16 protein-coding genes are annotated in these 18,746 nt (G+C 64.1%); 9 read left to right on the forward strand and 7 right to left on the reverse strand.

Annotation, left to right across the window (positions count from 1 at the left end):
* Positions 1-81: 81 nt before the first annotated feature.
* From ACN27J_RS18285 to ACN27J_RS18305, 5 genes are all read right to left on the reverse strand, one after another.
* A complete protein-coding gene (locus tag ACN27J_RS18285; RefSeq protein WP_421367718.1) occupies positions 82-375 on the reverse strand; it encodes a hypothetical protein in 294 nt (97 codons plus the stop codon).
* A gap of 129 nt (positions 376-504) precedes the next feature.
* Positions 505-1,302, reverse strand: coding sequence for an SAM-dependent methyltransferase (locus ACN27J_RS18290; protein ID WP_421367720.1), 798 nt, complete (start codon positions 1,300-1,302; stop codon positions 505-507).
* Positions 1,303-1,364: 62 nt separating this feature from the next.
* Complete coding sequence (locus ACN27J_RS18295) at positions 1,365-2,000, reverse strand: GNAT family N-acetyltransferase (RefSeq protein WP_421367722.1); 636 nt, start codon at positions 1,998-2,000, stop codon at positions 1,365-1,367.
* Positions 1,997-3,499, reverse strand: coding sequence for an APC family permease (locus tag ACN27J_RS18300; RefSeq protein WP_421367725.1), 1,503 nt, complete (start codon positions 3,497-3,499; stop codon positions 1,997-1,999). The genes ACN27J_RS18295 and ACN27J_RS18300 overlap by 4 nt, the downstream gene beginning before the upstream one ends.
* Before the next feature lie 123 nt (positions 3,500-3,622).
* Positions 3,623-4,240: a GOLPH3/VPS74 family protein gene (locus ACN27J_RS18305; RefSeq protein ID WP_421367726.1), complete on the reverse strand. Its 618-nt coding sequence runs from the start codon at positions 4,238-4,240 to the stop codon at positions 3,623-3,625.
* 396 nt (positions 4,241-4,636) lie between these two features.
* Here ACN27J_RS18305 and ACN27J_RS18310 point away from each other — a divergent pair, with 396 nt between their 5' ends.
* From ACN27J_RS18310 to ACN27J_RS18340, 7 genes are all read left to right on the forward strand, one after another.
* Positions 4,637-5,965 (forward strand): hypothetical protein, encoded by a 1,329-nt coding sequence (locus ACN27J_RS18310; RefSeq protein WP_421367728.1) that lies wholly within the window; start codon positions 4,637-4,639, stop codon positions 5,963-5,965.
* Positions 5,966-5,998: 33 nt separating this feature from the next.
* Positions 5,999-6,874: a DMT family transporter gene (locus ACN27J_RS18315; RefSeq protein ID WP_421367730.1), complete on the forward strand. Its 876-nt coding sequence runs from the start codon at positions 5,999-6,001 to the stop codon at positions 6,872-6,874.
* A gap of 373 nt (positions 6,875-7,247) precedes the next feature.
* On the forward strand, positions 7,248-8,858 hold the full coding sequence (locus ACN27J_RS18320) for a hypothetical protein (RefSeq protein WP_421367731.1): 1,611 nt from the start codon (positions 7,248-7,250) through the stop codon (positions 8,856-8,858).
* Between the two features lie 376 nt (positions 8,859-9,234).
* Entirely contained in the window at positions 9,235-12,771 is a 3,537-nt protein-coding gene (gene dnaE, locus ACN27J_RS18325) for a DNA polymerase III subunit alpha (RefSeq protein WP_421367733.1), read from the forward strand.
* Positions 12,768-13,118 carry a DUF6300 family protein gene (locus ACN27J_RS18330; protein WP_421367736.1) on the forward strand — a complete coding sequence of 117 codons (351 nt, stop codon included), beginning with the start codon at positions 12,768-12,770 and terminating at the stop codon, positions 13,116-13,118. The genes dnaE and ACN27J_RS18330 overlap by 4 nt, the downstream gene beginning before the upstream one ends.
* A gap of 417 nt (positions 13,119-13,535) precedes the next feature.
* Positions 13,536-14,612, forward strand: a complete 1,077-nt coding sequence (locus ACN27J_RS18335; RefSeq protein WP_421367738.1) for an integrase core domain-containing protein — start codon at positions 13,536-13,538, stop codon at positions 14,610-14,612.
* A 61-nt stretch (positions 14,613-14,673) separates the two neighbouring features.
* Entirely contained in the window at positions 14,674-14,850 is a 177-nt protein-coding gene (locus ACN27J_RS18340) for a hypothetical protein (protein WP_421367739.1), read from the forward strand.
* Between the two features lie 122 nt (positions 14,851-14,972).
* Here the strand turns inward: ACN27J_RS18340 and ACN27J_RS18345 are convergent, their stop codons facing one another.
* Entirely contained in the window at positions 14,973-16,067 is a 1,095-nt protein-coding gene (locus ACN27J_RS18345; RefSeq protein WP_421367742.1) for a DNA glycosylase AlkZ-like family protein, read from the reverse strand.
* Entirely contained in the window at positions 16,064-17,386 is a 1,323-nt protein-coding gene (locus tag ACN27J_RS18350; protein WP_421367745.1) for an MFS transporter, read from the reverse strand. The genes ACN27J_RS18345 and ACN27J_RS18350 overlap by 4 nt, the downstream gene beginning before the upstream one ends.
* A gap of 129 nt (positions 17,387-17,515) precedes the next feature.
* Here ACN27J_RS18350 and ACN27J_RS18355 point away from each other — a divergent pair, with 129 nt between their 5' ends.
* Both ACN27J_RS18355 and ACN27J_RS18360 read left to right on the forward strand, forming a co-directional pair.
* On the forward strand, positions 17,516-18,433 hold the full coding sequence (locus ACN27J_RS18355) for a chlorinating enzyme (RefSeq protein ID WP_421367748.1): 918 nt from the start codon (positions 17,516-17,518) through the stop codon (positions 18,431-18,433).
* Positions 18,433-18,717, forward strand: coding sequence for a hypothetical protein (locus ACN27J_RS18360; RefSeq protein WP_421367751.1), 285 nt, complete (start codon positions 18,433-18,435; stop codon positions 18,715-18,717). Before ACN27J_RS18355 ends, ACN27J_RS18360 begins: the two co-directional genes overlap by 1 nt.
* Positions 18,718-18,746 lie beyond the last annotated feature (29 nt).

Raw genomic sequence — 18,746 nt, forward strand, 5'->3', positions numbered from 1 at the left:
AGGTGACCAGTCGGTGGTCCGATGGCGGCTGCTGGCCGGGGCGGTGACGGCGGCGCTGATCAGGCGGAGTTTCGTCAGCCATCACGGGGTGCCTTCCGTCGGCGGGTCCGGTGTAGGCGCGGTGCCGGCCAACCGCGGTGGCCGGCCGAGGAGTCCAAGGACGATGAGGGTGTCGCGGGTGGGTGTGGAGCGGTCGACGGCGTCGGCCCATCGACGGTGGGTGCAGGGGTGTGGGGTGAGTCGTCCCTCGAAGCGGCACTGCGCGCACATGAGCGTGTCGTCGGGGGTGTGCAGGGCGAGGATGGCGTCGGCCGTGAGGCTCGCTGACGGGTACGCCGGCGCTGGGGCGGGCGGGTGGGTGGGTGTGATGGTCATGGGTGGTGTTCCGTCCTCGGCGAGGGTGCGTGGGGGGCTAGGTGGGTCTCGGGTGGTTGTGGGTGTGGTTCCGGTCTCCGTTGGTTGCTCGGGGGATCCGCCGTCCGTCGGTGGCGTGGTCGATGTTGGTCAGGGTTTACGGGCGACTCCTCCGAAGTCGTCGACGTCGACGATGTGGGTGGTGTCGGGTCGCCAGCGGGTGACGGAGACGACGCCGGGTTCCAGGAGTTCGAGTCCGTGGAAGAAGCCGGCGATGAGGTCGGGGGTGCGGTTGACGCGAGGGTTTTCGCCGCTGGCGTTCCACTGGCGGACCATGTCGTCCATCGGCGCGGGGTGGATGACGTTGGTGTCGTCGCACAGGGCGAGGTAGCTGCCGGCGGGGACGGCGTCGACGAGGCGGCGCACGATGGCGTACGCCTGGGTGTCGTCGGTGAGGTGGGCGGTGACGCCGAGCAGGATCAGGGCGACGGGGCGGTCGAAGTCGAGGGTGCGGGCGGCCTGGGACAGGATCGATTCGGGGTCGGTCAGGTCGGCGTCGATGTAGTCGGTGGCGCCGTTCGCGGTGCTGGTGAGCAGGGCGCGGGCGTGGGCGAGAACGAGGGGGTCGTGGTCGACGTAGACGATGCGGGATTCGGGTGCGAGTGTCTGGGCGACCTGATGGGTGTTGTCGGCGGTGGGCAGGCCGGTGCCGATGTCGAGGAACTGGCGGATACCGGCGTGGGTGAGGTGGGTGACGGCCCGGACGAGGAACGCGCGTTGCGCCAGCGCGATCTCGGCGATGTGCGGGTTCGCCGCTCTGATCCGGTCTCCGATCTCCCGGTCGGCGGCGAAGTTGTCCTTGCCGCCGAGCCAGTAATTCCAGACCCGGGCGGACTGCGGGACGCAGGTGTCGATGCCCCGCCTCGCGGTGGGCGCGGTGTCGCTCATGACCGGGCTTGCCTCTCCGGATGGGTCGAACGGGTTGCGTACGGCGCTGGCGGGCACGGCCGTCACGACTCCCGGCCGGAGCCGACACCGCGGGTCTGAGGTTGACGCCACATCGGCCACAAAGGTGGTCCACCGTCGGGCAGGTGCACCGGCGTCGGAGTGGTGTCGTAGTAGCCATGCCGTTGGTAGAGGCGTCGGGCGTTGGTGGTGGTGGCGACGAGGTGGACGGGGGTGCCGGCGGTGTCGCAGATGGTGTGCCGGTGCGCGAGCAGGGCGGTGCCGACACCCCGGCGCTGCCGGGTGGGGGCGACGCCGAGGTATGCGAGGTAGGTGTGGGGGCGGCGCGGGGCGTGGTCGTGCAGGAGCGCGGCGAGGCGGGTGAACCGTCCGGCGTGCGGGCCGGCGGCTCGGGTGACCAGCGCGGTGTGGTGGGGGTCGGGGGTGTGGGCGGTGGTGTGGGGCAGCCAGACGGCGGCGCCGGCGTGGTCGCCGGTGGTGTACACGGTGCCCGAGGTCATCGCGTGGGTGAGGATCGCAGGACACAGTTGCTGGTATATCCGTCGGCGTTCGGCCGGGTCGGGGATGAGCCAGACGGCGTCCGGAGTGTCGACGAACGCCTCGACCAGGGTCGCGGTGAGTGCGGGGATGTCGTGGCGCTCGGCGACACGGACCACGGTCGTGGTGGGGGTGGTGGTCACCGACGGATCTCCTTACGCGCGGCGGGGGTCGGGTGGGTGGTGGAGCGGGTCGCGGCGTCGGCACCCGCGCCGACCGTGGCGTAGACGTGACGGCGTGTGCGGTGCAGGACAGCGGCCCAGACCAGGCCGGCGGTGACGGCGGCGGCGTAGAGGCCGGGCAGCGCCCACCGGGCCGGCGAGCCGGGCGGGGCGTTGAGAAGGTCACCGAAACCGATGAGAGTGCCGCCGAGGATGAACACCAGCAGGTTGAGCGCGACGCCGGGAGCGACCGCGGTCGACCAGCGGGACTCACCCCGGCGGTGGTGGCGGAAGTATGCGAGGACGGCGAGGCTGGTCGCGGTCATCAGGATCAACACGCCGAGCCCGCCGGTGACGGTCAGCCAGAAGAACAGATGAACGATCGGATCCAGGCCGGCCAGCGCGTAGCCGGCGATGGTCAGGCCTGCCACGCCGGTCTGGGCCAGCGAGCCGAGTCTCGGCGCTCCGGTCCGCCCGTGGGTCCGCCCCAGCGCGGCGGGAAGGACCTGTTCTCGGCCCAACGCGAACAAATAGCGGGCGACCATGTTGTGGAAGGCCAACAGAGCGGCGAACAGGCTCGTCACCAGCAGCAGCCGACCCACGTCGACGATCAGGCGTGGGAGGTGGCCATCGACCAGCACGAACATCAACTCCGGCCCATGGCGGACGGCGGCGTCGACAATCGTGGTGGGGCCGGCGGCGGTCTGCATCGCCCACGCCGACCCCGCATACAGGATCGCGGTGACCGCGATCGCGGTGTAGGTGGCGTGCGCGACCGTACGCCGGGGGTCACGGGTCTCCTCCGCGAGCACCGTGGTGGCCTCGACACCGACGTAGCCGGCGATCCCACCGACCAGGATCGCCGCCATCCCCGGCACCGCCAGATGCCCCGGCGCCAACCCGTGCACCGACAGCCCCCCGCCGGCGGGGTGGGTGGCCATCACGGCGTCGAAGACCACCACCACGGTGACCTCCGCGACCAGCAGCACACCCAGAACCCGGCCGTTGAGGTCGACCCGCGCCAACCCCAGCACCGCGACCAGCAGCCAGCCGCCGAGAGCCCACACCCACCACGACACGCCGACACCGGCCACCGCCGACACCGTCACGGCCGCGACGACACCGAACGCCCCGTACAGGCCGACCTGCATCAGGTTGTAGGCCACCACCGCCACGAACGCCGCCGCCACACCACACGCCGGGCCGAGAGCGTGCGCGACATACGAGTACATCGACCCGGCGTTGACCACATGCCGCGACATCGCGACATAGCCGACCGCGAACACCACCATCACGGCGGCGGTCGCCGTATAGGCGACCGGCACCCCCGACAGGCCCGTCACCGCATACGCCGTCGGCACCGCCGACGCCACCACCGTCATCGGCGCCGCAGCCGCCAGGACAAAGAACACCACCTGCGGCACACCCAGCCGCGACCGGGCCAACGCGGCGGCGACACCACCCCGACGCGGACGCGGCACACCATGAGAAACAGACACAACGAACCCCCAAGAAAAGACAAGAACCAGAGATGAGACGGAGGCAGGTCAGAGAAAAGAGCGGGCAGGGCGCCTGAGCAGACGCCTGAACAGGGCAGACGGTGGTCAGGTCCGGCCACCCAACACAGCCCGACCGACCGCCGCCGACAACTCCCACAACAGGACGTCGACCTGCGCCGGCACCGGACTCAACAACCGGTCCAGACGCTGCCGAGCCCGCGGCTCACCGCCGAGGAACCGGCCCTCGACACCAACGGCGACACACAACCGCGCCAGAACGCTGTCGAACTGGTCCAACCGGTCACCACGACCGATCCGGGTCGACAACCGCGCCCACGGCCACGCCGCCACATTCATGTCCGTCGGCTCCCACACCGTCCGGACCGTCACCAGCCGCCGCACCCGCACCGGCCGCACCACCCCCGCATCGGCCAACCGCTGACCGATCGCCGGCACCGACACATCCGCGAGAACGTCCAACCACACCGGAACCGGCTGACCCGGCTCAGCCGCCACCCAGGCCACGATCTGCCGCTCCAACCCGACCAGCCGCACCCCCGGTTCCGGACACGCCAAATGCCCCGACGCCGTCACCACCAACACCCCCGCCACCACCAGGTCCGCCAACACCGCGGCCGTCGCCCCGAACCCGGCGATCCGCGCCGTCACCCGCAACTGACCCGACACGTCGTGATGCGCCATCAGGAAAAACTCATCCGCCAACAACCGACGATCAACCGGCAACGACAACACCGAACGCCGACCAGTACCGGAGTGGTAGACGGTCACTGGGCACCAGTTTGCAGGCGCACCGGCCCACCAGGGCAGGGCAGGGAGTCGCCCCAGCTGCGTAGCTGGGACGCAGGCCGACGCCCTGCGTCATCAAGATCGGTTTTTGATAGTGGCGGAATCACAGCCCAAACGTCCCATCCATCGAGGAGCTCGGCGGTCACGACCAACCGTGCCTCCAATCACGCGATTAGTCGACCACGAAGGATGGGGTATCCGTTCGCGCGATACTCCCCGCGATGCGGGGAGCGAAACATGGTAGGACTTCCACAGAGGTCAACCACGCCGTATGTTCAGGTACTAAGGACAGACGACGGCAAGGAGCCGCTGGTGCCCAGGACCGCACGCAGCTACCAACAGGAGGCCGAGGAACTTCGCGCCCAGGGGTACACGTACCGACAAATTGCCGCACAGTGGAGAGAGCGGTATCGATTGAACTCGCGGGTAGCCTTCCGGCTGGCGCATGGGATGACTCAGGCTGAGGCTGCCCAGCGATGGAACGAGCTGTGGCCGGACGAGGACGCCCCAAAAACCGCGAAGCAAATTTCATACTGGGAGATATGGCCCGGCCCGGCCGGCCGTACCCCATCACTGGACACGTTGAACAAGCTGGCTTACCTCTACCGCTGCAACGCAGGTGAGCTGCTGGATGGCGAGGACTACAGCCATCTGGACACAGCAGGCCACGGGGGTGCCGCCGCCGACCGTGAGCCGTCGCAGGCTCGGCCACCGACCGCTGGCTTAACCGGCGCGGCGGGGCTCACGAAGGTCACCGAGGCGGTGATCGAGGACTTCGAAGTGCTAACCGACACCTATCGGCACCTAGACTATCGTGAAGGATCACACCGGGTGAGCTCCGAGGTGACCACGCATCTGCGGACCATGTTGGAGGTAAGTAACCGTACGACCACCAGTGCGGCCCATCGCCGGTTGCTACGCGCCGCAGGTGATGCCGCCCAGTTGGCCGGCTGGCTGGCGATCGACGCACAAAAGTACAACCAGGCCGAGGGCTACTGTCGATTGGCTGCGTCACTGGCCGAGAAATCCAACGACCGTGCACTGCGTGCATACAGCCTTGGTGTGATCAGCTACACACACCTACATGCCGGCGACGGGAAGGCCGCGCTCAGTGTGCTCGACACCGCGCAGGGCTTAGCTGGTCATGGCGCCCCCGCCGCAGTCAGGTCGTGGTTATGCGAAGCCCTTGGCGAGGCGTACGGATTCCTGGGCCAGCCCCGGCCCGGCCTTGCCTCGCTCGCGCAGGCGGAGCGGGTCTTTGACGGCGTCAGCACGGAAAGCGCTCCTGCGTGGCTGGGGTTCTACAACGCCGACTGTCATGCTGCACGGCTGAAGGGCAGGTGCCTGACACGGTTGCGTGAGCCACGAGAAGCCACTCGGGCGCTCTACGAGGCGCTGACGCTGCTACCGCCCACGTTCGTACGCGAACGGTCCGGCACCCTGATCGATCTGGCCGTCGCGTACGTGCAGATGGGTCAGATTGAGCAAGCCTGCGACGCAGCGAGCCAGGCCGACACCCTTGCCCGGCGCACCGGGTCCGAGCGCAACCGCAGGCGTCTGCGTGAGCTGCTAGTCGGCCTTATGCCGTGGACCGACATCGACTACGTCCAGAGGCTCTACCGTCAGGTGCTGCTTAACTAGGGGTGTGCTGATTGCTGTACTCGCGAGTCGCCGGTGAGCCGAAGGGCCTGGATCGAGCTCATCCTCCTCGCAGCCCTGTGGGGGGCGGTCTACCCGTTGATCGACGTTGCGCTACGCGAGCTGTCACCCGCTGTCGTTGTCCTCGGCCGAGTTCTGCTCGCTTGCGTCCTCTTGGTACCCTTAGCCCTCAGCAGCGGTGCACTAGCGGATATTTGGCGGCGACCAAAACAAATTATTGAGACCGTACTAGTGCAGTCGACCATCCCGCTTCTACTACTGACGTACGGGCAGCAATACGTACCCTCGGGTATCGCAGGCATCCTGGTCGGAGCGCAGCCGTTGTTCGTTTCGATGCTCGCCTACCGGTATGCGCCAGACGAACGCCCGCAGGGATGGATGGGTGCGACTGGCGTTGCCATCGGATTCGTTGGACTCATTTTGCTCTTCGGCGTCGACCTCCGCGGCGGCCGACTCGCCCTCCTAGGCGGCACTCTCGTACTGGTGGCCGCGCTATGTTACGCCGCCGGCGCGATCATGATCCACCGACGCCACGCGAACGCCCCACCGCTCGGCGTAGCCACCTCGGCAATGCTCGTCACGAGCACAGCGATGATTGCACCAGCCAGCTTGACGCTGCCTGTCCAACTACCTCAAACCAGCGTGCTGGCCGCTATGATGCTCCTCGGTATCGTCTGCACCGGCATGACCCTCGTACTGTTCTACACCCTGATCGCCCGCAGCGGGCCAGCCCGAGCCGCGTTGGCGTTCTACCTGTCGCCCGCCTTTGCTGTCATTTTCGGGACCGTATTTCTCCGCGAACAACTCACGCCCACGACCATCGTCGGCCTGGGTGCAATTATCACAGGATGCCTTCTCGCAGCCCAACGAACCGATAAGTCGGCTGCATAGCCGTAAGCGCCAACGCGACTCCCCACCTTCCAGGGAGTCGCACCGACGGCGCCGGAACACTTGGCGGGGTCGACCTCCCTCCGTCGAGGGGCTACGCTGGATATCGATCGGCTTCACTCTAAGTTGAGCATGGTACCTTTCGTAGCGGGGAGGAGGTGAATCTCACGATGCGCATGTCACAATCACTGTCACTGGTGGACAAAGTCTTCGACGGCCCAGAGACACTAGTGGTGCCATCAGTTGCTTCTCGACAGAAGTACAAGAAGAAGAGGGGCAGTTCGGACACGCACAAGACTAAGGACGTATTCGAGTAGGACGACCGTGAACGTCGGCCAGAATCGCAGCACTTCTGGCCGACGTTCACCCTGAAGAGATGGAGAAGCCCTCCATGATTCGATTCCGCGTAAGTGAAAATCCCACCAAGCGGTGGGTCTGGACCAGCTCCAGACGCTGGGAATCTGAAGATGACTGGATCGAACCGATAACCCATCCAGCATTAGAATCAACTCTCATCACCGAAGGGGTGCGGGCTGCTGTCATCATCCGTGAACGCAGCGCCAACGTCGATGTAACCTACCCCTGGGCCGGACCAAGTCGAACTGTAGAAGTAAGCCCGGAAGATTACCATGCAGTTCTGGATGACGCCAAGCATTGGCATCTCGATCGCTTCATCTTGGAAATTAGCCCAGACCAGGGCGTACGCGCTTCGTCCGGCGTATATAACGTAGCGCCAGTCTACCTCACGGCAACCGATCACACTCTCACCGGTTCATGGAATCTGACCGACCTGGCGCGAGGATGCACTCCAGAAGATGTAATACGCTACATGGTTGCGCGAACACTGAGCTACTTCCAACGATACTCGAATAGAACTCACTTTCGACACATCTTTCACCTGACTGAACGCTCGACCGCCTATCTGCAAAACGGCGACTTTCGGATAGAGTATCCCGACGACGCCCAGCATGCGGAGCCTCGACCAATACGCGAGGGAGCCGACGTTGTCGACGGCTTGACCGTGCTACTCGAGTCCATCATCCAAGAAAGGGTTTTGGAACCTGCGATATGCGGGTTGACTCTCTCCGGCGGAATGGATTCAGCTAACGTCGCACTGACACTAGGCAGGCTTCATCCAGGGGCCATCGCTGGATCCGCTATCCTTGTCGCCGGCGCTGCCGGAGAGCAGCAGCGCCGGCGGCGCCGCGAACTGGCAAGACTTGCGCATCTCAAATCTGACATCACTACCCCGGCGATGGAACTTCCACCATTGTCTGCGGGGAGCGCAATCCTAGCCGGCAACAGTCTAGATTTTGACGAAGAAGGTTTTTCCGAGGCAGTCGGACACCTGATCGACCTTATGGTTGATGAGGGTATCAAAGTGTCCTTCGGTGGTACGGGCGGTGACGAGATGCTGGCACTGCCACCCGAAGAACGAGACTTTTCTGGCGACTTAGAGGACCTAACTCTGCCTGTCTGGCTAACTGCGACTGCACGCGATGAGCTGCTTTCCGCAGAGTCAGATATAGCCCCCGCAGCCATCATCAACGAGGTAACATTGGCCGGCTTTGCCTGTCACAATCCTCTCTACATCCAGCGCGGCGTCTGGCCCGTGGAACCACTGGCATCACCAGCCGCAATACGGTTCGGCGAATGGCTTCCACCAGAATGGCGACGGCGAAAGCGAATCTTTCGGGATCGACTTAATCGGGCCGGCGCGTCTAATGAAGTGGTGAATCCCCGACTATCAGAGAACCTCGGAGGACTCATGAACCTTGGGGTATACCGGAACTGCCTTCCCCTACTAAGCCGGTTCCTGCGCACGGACCTCCTGCTTGGACAGTTGGGCGTCGTCAACGTCGACCGGCTTCGTCTCGCTATGGAGCAGGCAAGCCGCAGTGGAGAGCACCAGGTTGACTATCGGCTCTACCCAGTGGTAGCAACAGAGGTGCGTCTGCGGCACTTGGCTGGATTGATGACTATATAGCAAGATCAACGACGATCTGCGCACGAGCCGCAGCGCACCGCAGCAGATGTTTCGGGAATGCGTGTGAGGGAGTCAGCGCGCCAAGCCGGAGCATGTAGCGAACGTTTGCAGCCGACCGTGTCGGCGAACTACCTGGGCCTGACCAGTCGCGTTCGCGCCGACCCTGCCGTAGTCGGACCGTGACGGACGGTGGCGTGAGTGCGGGTGGGTGCCATAGCTGTCGACCGTAGGACTACAGACGCTTGTGCTGCCCCGCAAGCCGGAGCAGGGTGGAGTCGCCGACGCGCCGGCTTGCCACTCGATCCTCTGCCAGCCGGGAGCTAGGGTCAGGAAGGCCCGCGCAGGGGTCGTTTGGGACGTGGATCGAGGGGGACTGGTGGCCGAGCAGTTTGTCCATCTTCATGTGCATTCCGAGTACTCGATGCTCGATGGAGCTGCACGGCTGAAGGAGCTGTTAGCAGAGGCACAGCGACTGGAGATGCCGGCGGTGGCGGTCACCGACCACGGCAACATGCACGGCGCGTACGACTTCTTTCACCAAGCCAAGGCGACGGGTATCACCCCGGTCATCGGGGTTGAGGCGTACGTGGCGCCTGAGTCCCGGTTCCACAAGCAGCGGGTGCGGTGGGGACGGCCAGAGCAGAAGAGCGACGACGTCTCTGGTGGTGGTGCGATCACCCACATGACCATGTGGGCGAGGAACATGACCGGACTACACAACCTCTTCCGCCTGAATTCGCGTGCTTCCATCGAGGGGCACTACGTCAAGTGGCCACGGATGGACCAGGATCTGATCGCAGAAAATGCCGAGGGGATCATGGCGACCACCGGTTGCCCTTCCGGCTCAGTACAAACCAGGATCCGGCTCGGTCAATTCGACGAAGCAATCAAAGTCGCCGGCGCTTACCAGGACATATTCGGCAAGGACAACTTCTTCCTCGAGTTGATGGACCATGGACTAGACATCGAACGCCGAGTTCGCGACGACCTCCTAGAGATCGGCAAGCGGCTCGGTATCCCTCCGCTGGTCACAAATGATCTTCATTACACGAAGGCGTCGCAGGCCGAGGCGCACGATGCGCTGCTGGCCGTACAGACGGGTAGTCGGCTCGATGACCCGAAGCGGTTCCGCTTCGAGGGGGGCGGCTACTATGTCAAGACTGCCGAGGAGATGTATGCTGTCGACTCGTCCGACATCTGGGCGCAAGGCTGCCGCAACACACTACTGGTGGCCGAAAAGGTCGATCCGACCGGCATGTTCGAGTTCTACAATCTGGCCCCGAAGTTCCCAGTGCCGGAGGGCGAGACGCTCGAGTCATGGTTCCGCAAGGAGGTCTGGGCGGGCATGGACCGCCGCTGGCCAACTGGGTATGACGAACGACGGCGCGCCCAGGCCGAGTATGAGCTCAACATCATCCTTCAGATGGGATTCCCGGCCTACTTCCTTGTCGTCGCCGACTTCATCGTATGGGCAAAGAACCAGGGAATCCGGGTAGGGCCTGGTCGTGGTTCTGCGGCCGGTAGCATCGTGGCCTACGCGCTCGGCATCACGGACCTAGATCCGATCCAGCACGGCCTCATTTTTGAACGCTTCCTAAATCCCGAACGCGTGCAGATGCCCGACGTCGACATCGACTTCGACGACCGCCGCCGCAGCGAGGTGATCCGATACGTCACCGAGAAATGGGGCGACGACAAGGTCGCCCAGATTGCTACCTTCGGCACAATCAAGGCCAAAGCTGCAATCAAGGATAGTTGCCGGGTCCTGGGATTTCCCTACGCTCTGGGCGACAAGATCAGCAAGGCGATGCCGCCCGCAGTGATGGGTAAGGATATTCCACTGTCCGGCATCTTCGATCCGAAGCACCCACGTCATGCCGAAGCTGCCGAGGTGCGCAGGCTTGTCGAGACCGAACCCGATGTCGCCCGCGTAATGGACGTCGCCAAGGGCATCGAGGGACTTGTGCGCCAACTCGGCGTACATGCCGCCGGTGTGATCATGTCCGCAGAGCCGCTGATCGATCACGTACCCCTCGTCAGGCGTGATGCCGACGGTGCCATCATCACCCAGTTCGACTATCCGACCTGCGAGTCACTCGGCCTGCTGAAGATGGACTTCCTCGGCCTTCGCAACCTCACCATCATCGATGACGCGCTGCGTAACGTCGAAGCCACCACTGGGCAACAGATCGACCTGCTAAGTCTCCCCTTGGACGACAAGCCCACGTACGAGCTACTTTCGCGCGGTGACACCCTAGGCGTGTTCCAGCTCGATGGCGGCGGAATGCGGCAACTGCTGCGGCTGATGAAGCCCGACAACTTCGAGGACATCTCCGCAGCCTTGGCTCTCTACCGCCCCGGCCCAATGGGAGCCAACTCGCACACCAATTATGCGTTGCGGAAGAACGGACAGCAAGAGATCACTCCGATCCATCCCGAACTGGCAGACGCCCTCGACGAAATCCTCGGCCCCACTTACGGCCTGATCATCTATCAGGAGCAGGTGCAGCGCGCCGCGCAGAAGCTCGCCGGATACAGCCTCGGCCGCGCCGACATGCTCCGCAAGGCTATGGGAAAAAAGAAGAAGGAGGTTCTAGACAAGGAGTTCATCCCCTTCCGGGATGGAATGCGCAGCAACAGATACTCTGACGAAGCCATCCAGACCCTGTGGGACATCCTCGTTCCATTCGCGGACTACGCCTTCAACAAAGCTCACACCGCATGCTATGGAATGATCTCCTACTGGACAGCATACCTGAAGGCCAACTATCCCGCCGAGTACATGGCCGCACTACTGACGTCCGTCGGCGACAAGAAGGAGACAATGGCCATCTACCTGGCCGAGTGCCGGAGCATGGGCATCAGAATTCTCACGCCCGATGTCAACACATCAAAAGGCCCGTTCGCACCCGTCGAATCTGACATTCGGTTCGGCCTCAACGCAGTGCGCAACGTCGGAACGAACGTCGTCAACGCCATCGTCGAAGGTCGAAAGAAGAAGGGGCGCTACTCCTCCTTCGAGGACTTCCTGATCAAGGTAGACGCGACAGCATGCAACAAGCGAACGATCGAGTCTCTCATCAAGGCTGGCGCATTCGACGAGCTAGGTGACACACGACGCGACTTGCTCGACAACCATGAGGCGGCCATCGACGCGGTAATGGACTCCAAGCGCAAAGAGTCCATCGGCTGGATGGATCTCTTTGGTGAAATGAAGGAAGTAGGTGGAGCCGAAGGAATCGTTGGCTTCACGATGGCTCGCTCTGGCAAGGAGTGGCCGAAGAAGGAAAAGCTGGCGCTAGAACGCGACATGCTAGGACTGTATGTCTCCGACCACCCACTGGCAGGGGCTGAACGCATTCTTAAAGCGAACTGTGACCACACGATCACCGCAATCCTTGACGAGGAGACCGCAGATCGTAAGCCCGTTGTGCTCGCCGGACTCATCTCCGGCGTAACGAGAAAGATCACTGGGAAGGGCGCCTCCTGGGCAATCGTACAACTCGAAGACCTTACCGGTAGCATCGAGGTACTCTTCTTTCCCAAGAGCTACGAACTGCTCGGACAGTATTTGATTGAAGACAGCGTCGTGAAGATCTCCGGGAACGTCAGCGTGCGTGACGGCGGTGTCAGCGTCTTCGCCCAAGACCTAGCGGTCCTCGACGTCTCGTCTATCACCGACGGCGGAGAGCCTCCGGTAATTTTGCGCACTCGACTGGACCGAATCAGTCCACAACTCGTCAACGAGTTGAAGGAAATTATCCTTGCCCACCCAGGCAAGGCGCCAATCCAGTTGAATCTTCAAAAACCTGGAGGAACTTTGCAGCTAGCCTTCCCAAACTTCCAAGTAAGCAATGATCTCAATTTTCGCTCTGAAATCAAGGTCCTCCTCGGCGCAGGAGGAATTGAATGAGTTTGCCGAATTATCGTAGTAACGATTCACGGTCGCCCATCATTGTTGCCGACACTTCAAGTGCATGTCATCGCTGCTCTGGTGAACTTTATCTGACAGCCACAGTGCCGGATCCAGATCTTCCGTGCAAGCGTATAATCGTACTATGTCCATCTTGCGATGCGGAAAAGCCGGCAGCGCAGGGACTATTGGCTTTCATGGCAATCCACGGTCGAGTTGACGAAAGCACCTTCGTTCAATTCGAGAAACTAGTTGTCGAATGGATTGCAGCATCTAATCTTCAAGGCGTCGATGAACAGACCCTCGATCGAGACATTGAGGAATGGCTGCGCGACCGTGACTGGTAATTAGCGAATGATGTGATCTAAGCCAACTCTGGATAGGTATTTCAATTTGAGGTGAGTCAGGTGTGGCGGGGCAAGACTTGCCGCACGGTCTGTAATCTGTAAGCCGACGCCCTGCGACACCCGCCTGCCGGCGGCCGTGCCCACCTAATGTCGACGCGACCAAGTAGGTTGATTGTCACAGAAAGCCGCAGTTGATCCTGCAGCCGTGACGAGGAAAGGACCTCGCGTTGGCGAACGAATACGGGCTATACAGCGGAGCCGACGTGACCCGAGAGCAGGTACTCGCTCTGCTGGCGGCGGAGTTCGACGCCGAGTACACCGACTTCGGGCTGGGACGGGGTGAATCCCTCGCGGCAACCTGTACCGTGCCAAAACTCGTCGCACATGCTGTGAGCTGGGAGTTCTCGGCTTGGGTTGATGATCGTCGGTATGGCCGCGCAGTTGCTGTACCTGGGGATGATCCGCCTGTTCAACGGTCTGGGATTGTTGATCCGCAGCGACAAAGCGTTGCTGATCGAGGTCCTCGCGCTGCGGCATGAGGTAGCGGTGCTCCGTCGGCAGGTCCGCGGCCGGCCGCGGCTGTCGTGGCCGGACCGGGCGATCCTGTCCGCCCTGGCTCGCCTGCTGCCGCGTCGACTACGGGCACATCGGATCGTCACCCCTGCCACGTTGCTGGCCTGGCACCGCCGGCTGGTACGACGCCGCTGGACCTACCCGAACCGACCCGGCCGCCCACCCGTCAGCGACGAACTCCGGGACGTCATACTTCGGCTGGCCCGGGAGAACCCGCGATGGGGACACCGCCGAATCCAAGGCGAACTGCAACGACTCGGCCATCAGATCGGCGCCGGCACGATCCGACGGATCCTGACCCACCGACGCCTCGGCCCCGCGCCTCGCCAGCCCGACACCAGCTGGCGGTCCTTCCTGCGCACCCAGGCCGCCGGCCTGCTGGCCATCGACTTCTTCCACCTCGACACGATCCTGCTACGACGCCTCTACGCGCTGGTCGTCATGGAAGTAGCCACCCGGCGGGTCCACCTCCTCGGTGTGACCGCGCACCCCACCGGGCAGTGGGTGACCCAACAGGCCCGCAACCTCACCTTCGACCTCGGCGAGCGCGCCAACCGGTTCCGATTCCTCATCCGCGACCGCGACGCCAAGTACACCACCGCCTTCGATGATGTCTTCACCGTTGAGGGCATCACCGTGGTCAAGACCCCACCCCGGACCCCACAGGCCAACTGCTTCATCGAACGCTGGGGACGCAGCCTCCGCAGCGAGTGCACCGACCACATGCTGATCTACAACGAGCGCCACGCGCAGACCGTAGTCGGCGAGTACGTCGACCACTTCAACGACCACCGGCCGCACCAAGGGCGTCAGCAGCGGCCACCCAACCATGATCCGTCCGTCGTCATCCCCATCGACAAGCCCATACGCCGCCGAAGACGCCTCAGCGGAGTGATCAACGAGTACCACCGAGCAGCCTGACCGAATCCTCAAAGCCGCAGGTCAGCAGCCGGAATCTAGTTTTGGCACGGTACAGGCGTGGATGCACAACCGCATCCGGGCGGCAGGGCACGCGGTCGCGACGTTCGCGACCGACTACGCCCGAAACCCGCGCGGCCCCGGGCTCGGTCTGCGCGCCAACGTGCCGAAGGTGCGGGTGTCGCTCGACACGGTTCAGGTCGCTCAGATCGCGGTCGAAATCTGCCGGATGGCCGGCTAACTCCGAGACCGGCAGGTTCTCGATCAGCCGCCACCAGCGCGACCTCTACTCCGCACGGCTGACGATCTCCAACAACCGGCTGGGCACCGTCAACCCGGAACTCCTCGCGTTCGGCGACGAGCTCACCTGAGCTCCAGGCCGAGCCACTGGCTCAGCTTCTCGATCTCCTGGCCCACCGCGCTGGTCATCGCCATGGTGAAATTTATGTCCCGGTGGATCGCGGCGACCTTGAGCACCCCTGCCTTGCGGTCGGCGGTCGCGTCCAACTTGCCCACCAGCCGGTCGCCGTAGAGGATCGGCAGCGCGTAGTAGCCCCAGCGGCGGCGCGCGGCCGGCTTGTAGATTTCCAGCTGGTACTCGTATTCGAAAATCTCGGCCATACGCTTACGGTCGTGCACCAACCGGTCGAAGGGTGACAGCAACGCCGCCCGGCCGGTGAACGGCTGGCCCAATGCAGCCGGGTCGACCCGCCACTGGCCGCGGGTGCCCTCCACGACGGCCGGCTCACCCGCCTCGCCCACGTCCCACGGCTCGACCGCGCACTCCTGCCCGCGGGCCCGCGCGATGCCCAGCGACTTCAGCCGCCGCTCGTCCTGCATGTGCCGCGCCTTCTCTGCCGGCACCACCGGGTCGTCGCGGTAGACCCGTTCCGCCAGGTCCCACAGCCGCTGCCGGCCCTGCCGGCCGGCGACCGCGACCTCACCCAGCTGCACGAGGAACTCCAGCATCTGCGACACGTTGCGGTTGTTGGTCCACCCCGAGGATCCCCAGGGTTGTACGGCGGTGTCGGGCAGGTCCCGCGAGACCATCGGCCCCGACTCGGTGAGCCGGGCGAGGATATCGCGCCGGAAGGCGTCATTGACCCTGACCCATTCCCACCGCGCTTCCCGCCACAAGCTGTTTTCGCCGCGTCCGGACCGTTCCTCCATATCCGCGCGATACAGGCGCATGTCTTCCGCGGGCCGGATCATCGCTCGCAGTTCGACTAGCGTGCGGTCCTGCAGGGCAGCGTCGAGCTGCGCCGGGGCGTACGAGTTGCCCAGCCGGCTCCAGGCCACCAGGTCGGCGCTGGGTGCCACGGCCGCGGTAGGGTCGATCTGCAGCAGAGTCAGTTTGCGGACCACGTCGAGAAGGTCGGTCGGCTGTTGCCGATCGAGCAGTTGAGCACGTACCGCGATCCTCCGCGCGTCGGCACGGGACAGTTCGTGAACGGTCATGAGCCGACCATATTGCTCGGAGCCGCTGCGGGCACGCTTTCGGACACGGGCTGGGCTGCTTTGCGGATCGGTCTGTCCGGAAGCCCGCGCAGGCTCGCCTGCCGAGACGCCACCACTGCGGTAATCAGCATGACCACCCCGATCACCAGCATCAGCATGGCCATCCCCCGCCCCGGGCCGACCCCGATGACCGAGCCCACGGACCCGGCGAGGGGGCCGTCCGCCAACAGCAACGGCTCGAAGAGCCGGTCTGCGACCGGACCGGCCATCAGATACGACGAGGCGAGCACCAGGCCGCCGACCATGTTGTAGGTGGCGAAGACCCGGCCCTGAATATCCGGCTCGACCTCGACCTGCAGGATGTTACGGCTCGTGCCGTCCACGATGGTGAAGCAGAACGTGAAGCCGAAGGCGGCGACCATGATCAGCGAAATGCTTGGCCGTAGTGCACCGAGGCACAGGAACAACCCGAGGGGTATCGCAAAGCCGGCGAGCCCGATGATCCGGCGGCGGGGGCCGCCCCAGGTCGCGAGTGCCAGGCTGCCGGCCACCGCGCCGACCCCCATGCATGCGATCACGATGCCCAGGCTCGCTGCGGAGGCGAACGAGAGCACCAGCGGGGTGAGGACCGCGTCGGCGTACCCGAGGCTGACGTTGAGCGCCGCGCTGAACAGCAGAATGGTCACCAGGGTGTTCCGGGTGGCAACTATGCGCCAGCCCGCCCGGATCTCGGCGATCAGTCCGCCGGACGGCGTCTGGCCGGCCTCGCTGCGGGGCGGGCGCGGGATCCGGATGAACGCGAGAATCACCGTGTTGAACACGAACGTCGCGAAGTCCACGGACAGCACGCCGTTGAGGTCGATCAACAAGTAGAGGACACCACCGGCGGCGAAACCGACCGTGTTGCCGAGCGCATGGGCGAGCATGACCACGCCGTTGGCGCGTGCCACCTGCTCGGGTGGCGCGAGTAGTACGATGCTGGCGCTCAGAGCCGGCAGCTGGACCGCACGGATCAGCGACTGGATACCCACGAAGACGAACACATGCCACGGCTGCAGCGCACTGGCGGAGTGGAGCAGGGCCAGCACGAGAACCGGTACGGCCGACGCCACCTCGCTGACGATCAGCAGGGCCCGCCGGCTCCAGCGGTCCACCAGCGCGCCGGCGAGAGGCCCGAAGATCACTCCGGGCAGCAGACTCATGAGAAGCGTGAGGCTGTACTGCGTGGCCGACCCGGTGTCATGGAACACCCAGACGCCCATCGCCAGGCTGGTGAACGCCGACCCGAGAACCGAGGTCAGCAATCCGACCGAGAACACAAGGAACCTAGGCATGCCGGGAGCCTGCCATCAGCTGCGGGGCATCGGCGGACACCGGTTCCGGTGACAAGACGCCTCGGGCGGGGACGCCTACGTTGGGCTAAAACCGACTCCGGAGAGGACGTAGGAATGGCTGAGAGCGTAACCGGCACCGAGATCAAGGGTCTGACGGCCGAGCAGGTGCGGTCCTTCCAGGAGAACGGCTTCATTGGACCGTTCGACCTCTACCCCGAAGAACAGGCACCGGTCCTCTGGGGTCAGGCCATGATCGAAATGGTCACTTCGGCCAACAAGCCTCACGACTCCAACATCATCAACTATGACCGTCATCTGGACTGCAACACACTCTCGGAGCACATCGCGCACCCAACGATCGTGCACAAGCTGCGCAGCCTGATGGGCAGCGACATCATCTGCTGGAAGACCAACATCTTCGAGAAGCAGCCGGGTGAGGCCGGCACCGGCTGGCATCAGGTGGAGGCGTTCACCGTCTTCGAGTCCGGGACGGTCGCCTACCCCTCGCTGCGGTACACCGAGGAGAGCACCGCCGCCACGCAAGAGCTCACTGTGTGGACGGCCTTCTCCGAGGCCGACGAGGAGCACGGCTGCCTGCGATTCATCCCGGGCAGCCACAAGAAGTGGTACTACGACGAGACCAAGCCCATGTCGCGCAACGTGGAGAGCAAGTCGCACGACTTCTTCGGCTACGACTACTCGGAGCTGAAGCTCGACAAGGACTGGGACCCGGACGCCGCCACCATCGTCAACATGCCGATGAAGCCGGGCCAGTTCGTCATCTTTCTCGCCAAGTGCATCCACGGGTCGCTGCCCAACATCAGCGACACCAAACGCCTCGGGCTCGCCACCCGCTACGTCTCCCCCTCGGTCAGGGTCTACGAGCACATCGACAGCCTCAGCGGGTTCGGTGACGCGATCAGCCTCGACTACCACGGCAGCGTCCTGGTCTCCGGCGAGGACCGGTGGGGCCACAATCGGATCCTCCAGAACAACCTGAACGGCTTCCCCTTCCCCAAGGTCGAGTCCTGATGGGCACCGACGACGGCTACCGCCTCAAGTTTGCCGAGTTCCTCGCGACCCAGCCTGTCGCCAAGGACGTCACCGCCGAGCAGGTGCTCCGGGCGCAGACCCGCGACGAACTGGGGATCAGCTCACTCAACATGATCGTGGTGATATTGAACTACATCAAGGAACACACGAACGACACGGTCACCCTCCGCCCGGAGTGGGTCCCCAGGATGGTCGACGTGGACGGCATCGTCGCCGTGCTCCGGGAGATCGACGCGAGCAAGGTCGCGCAGCCGCAGACATGACGCCTACCCAGGACGATCGAAGGTGACCA

Source organism: Solwaraspora sp. WMMB762 (assembly GCF_049179115.1).
Classification (GTDB): Bacteria; Actinomycetota; Actinomycetes; order Mycobacteriales; family Micromonosporaceae; genus Micromonospora_E.

What these genes read in the sequence shown, in the direction of transcription:
- ACN27J_RS18285 (WP_421367718.1), bottom strand. Translation starts at nt 375, where the DNA reads ATGACCATCACACCCACCCACCCGCCCGCCCCAGCGCCGGCGTACCCG.
- ACN27J_RS18290 (WP_421367720.1), bottom strand. Translation starts at nt 1,302, where the DNA reads ATGAGCGACACCGCGCCCACCGCGAGGCGGGGCATCGACACCTGCGTC.
- ACN27J_RS18320 (WP_421367731.1), top strand. Translation starts at nt 7,248, where the DNA reads ATGGAGAAGCCCTCCATGATTCGATTCCGCGTAAGTGAAAATCCCACC.
- ACN27J_RS18330 (WP_421367736.1), top strand. Translation starts at nt 12,768, where the DNA reads ATGAGTTTGCCGAATTATCGTAGTAACGATTCACGGTCGCCCATCATT.
- ACN27J_RS18335 (WP_421367738.1), top strand. Translation starts at nt 13,536, where the DNA reads ATGATCGTCGGTATGGCCGCGCAGTTGCTGTACCTGGGGATGATCCGC.
- ACN27J_RS18340 (WP_421367739.1), top strand. Translation starts at nt 14,674, where the DNA reads ATGCACAACCGCATCCGGGCGGCAGGGCACGCGGTCGCGACGTTCGCG.
- ACN27J_RS18345 (WP_421367742.1), bottom strand. Translation starts at nt 16,067, where the DNA reads ATGACCGTTCACGAACTGTCCCGTGCCGACGCGCGGAGGATCGCGGTA.
- ACN27J_RS18355 (WP_421367748.1), top strand. Translation starts at nt 17,516, where the DNA reads ATGGCTGAGAGCGTAACCGGCACCGAGATCAAGGGTCTGACGGCCGAG.
- ACN27J_RS18360 (WP_421367751.1), top strand. Translation starts at nt 18,433, where the DNA reads ATGGGCACCGACGACGGCTACCGCCTCAAGTTTGCCGAGTTCCTCGCG.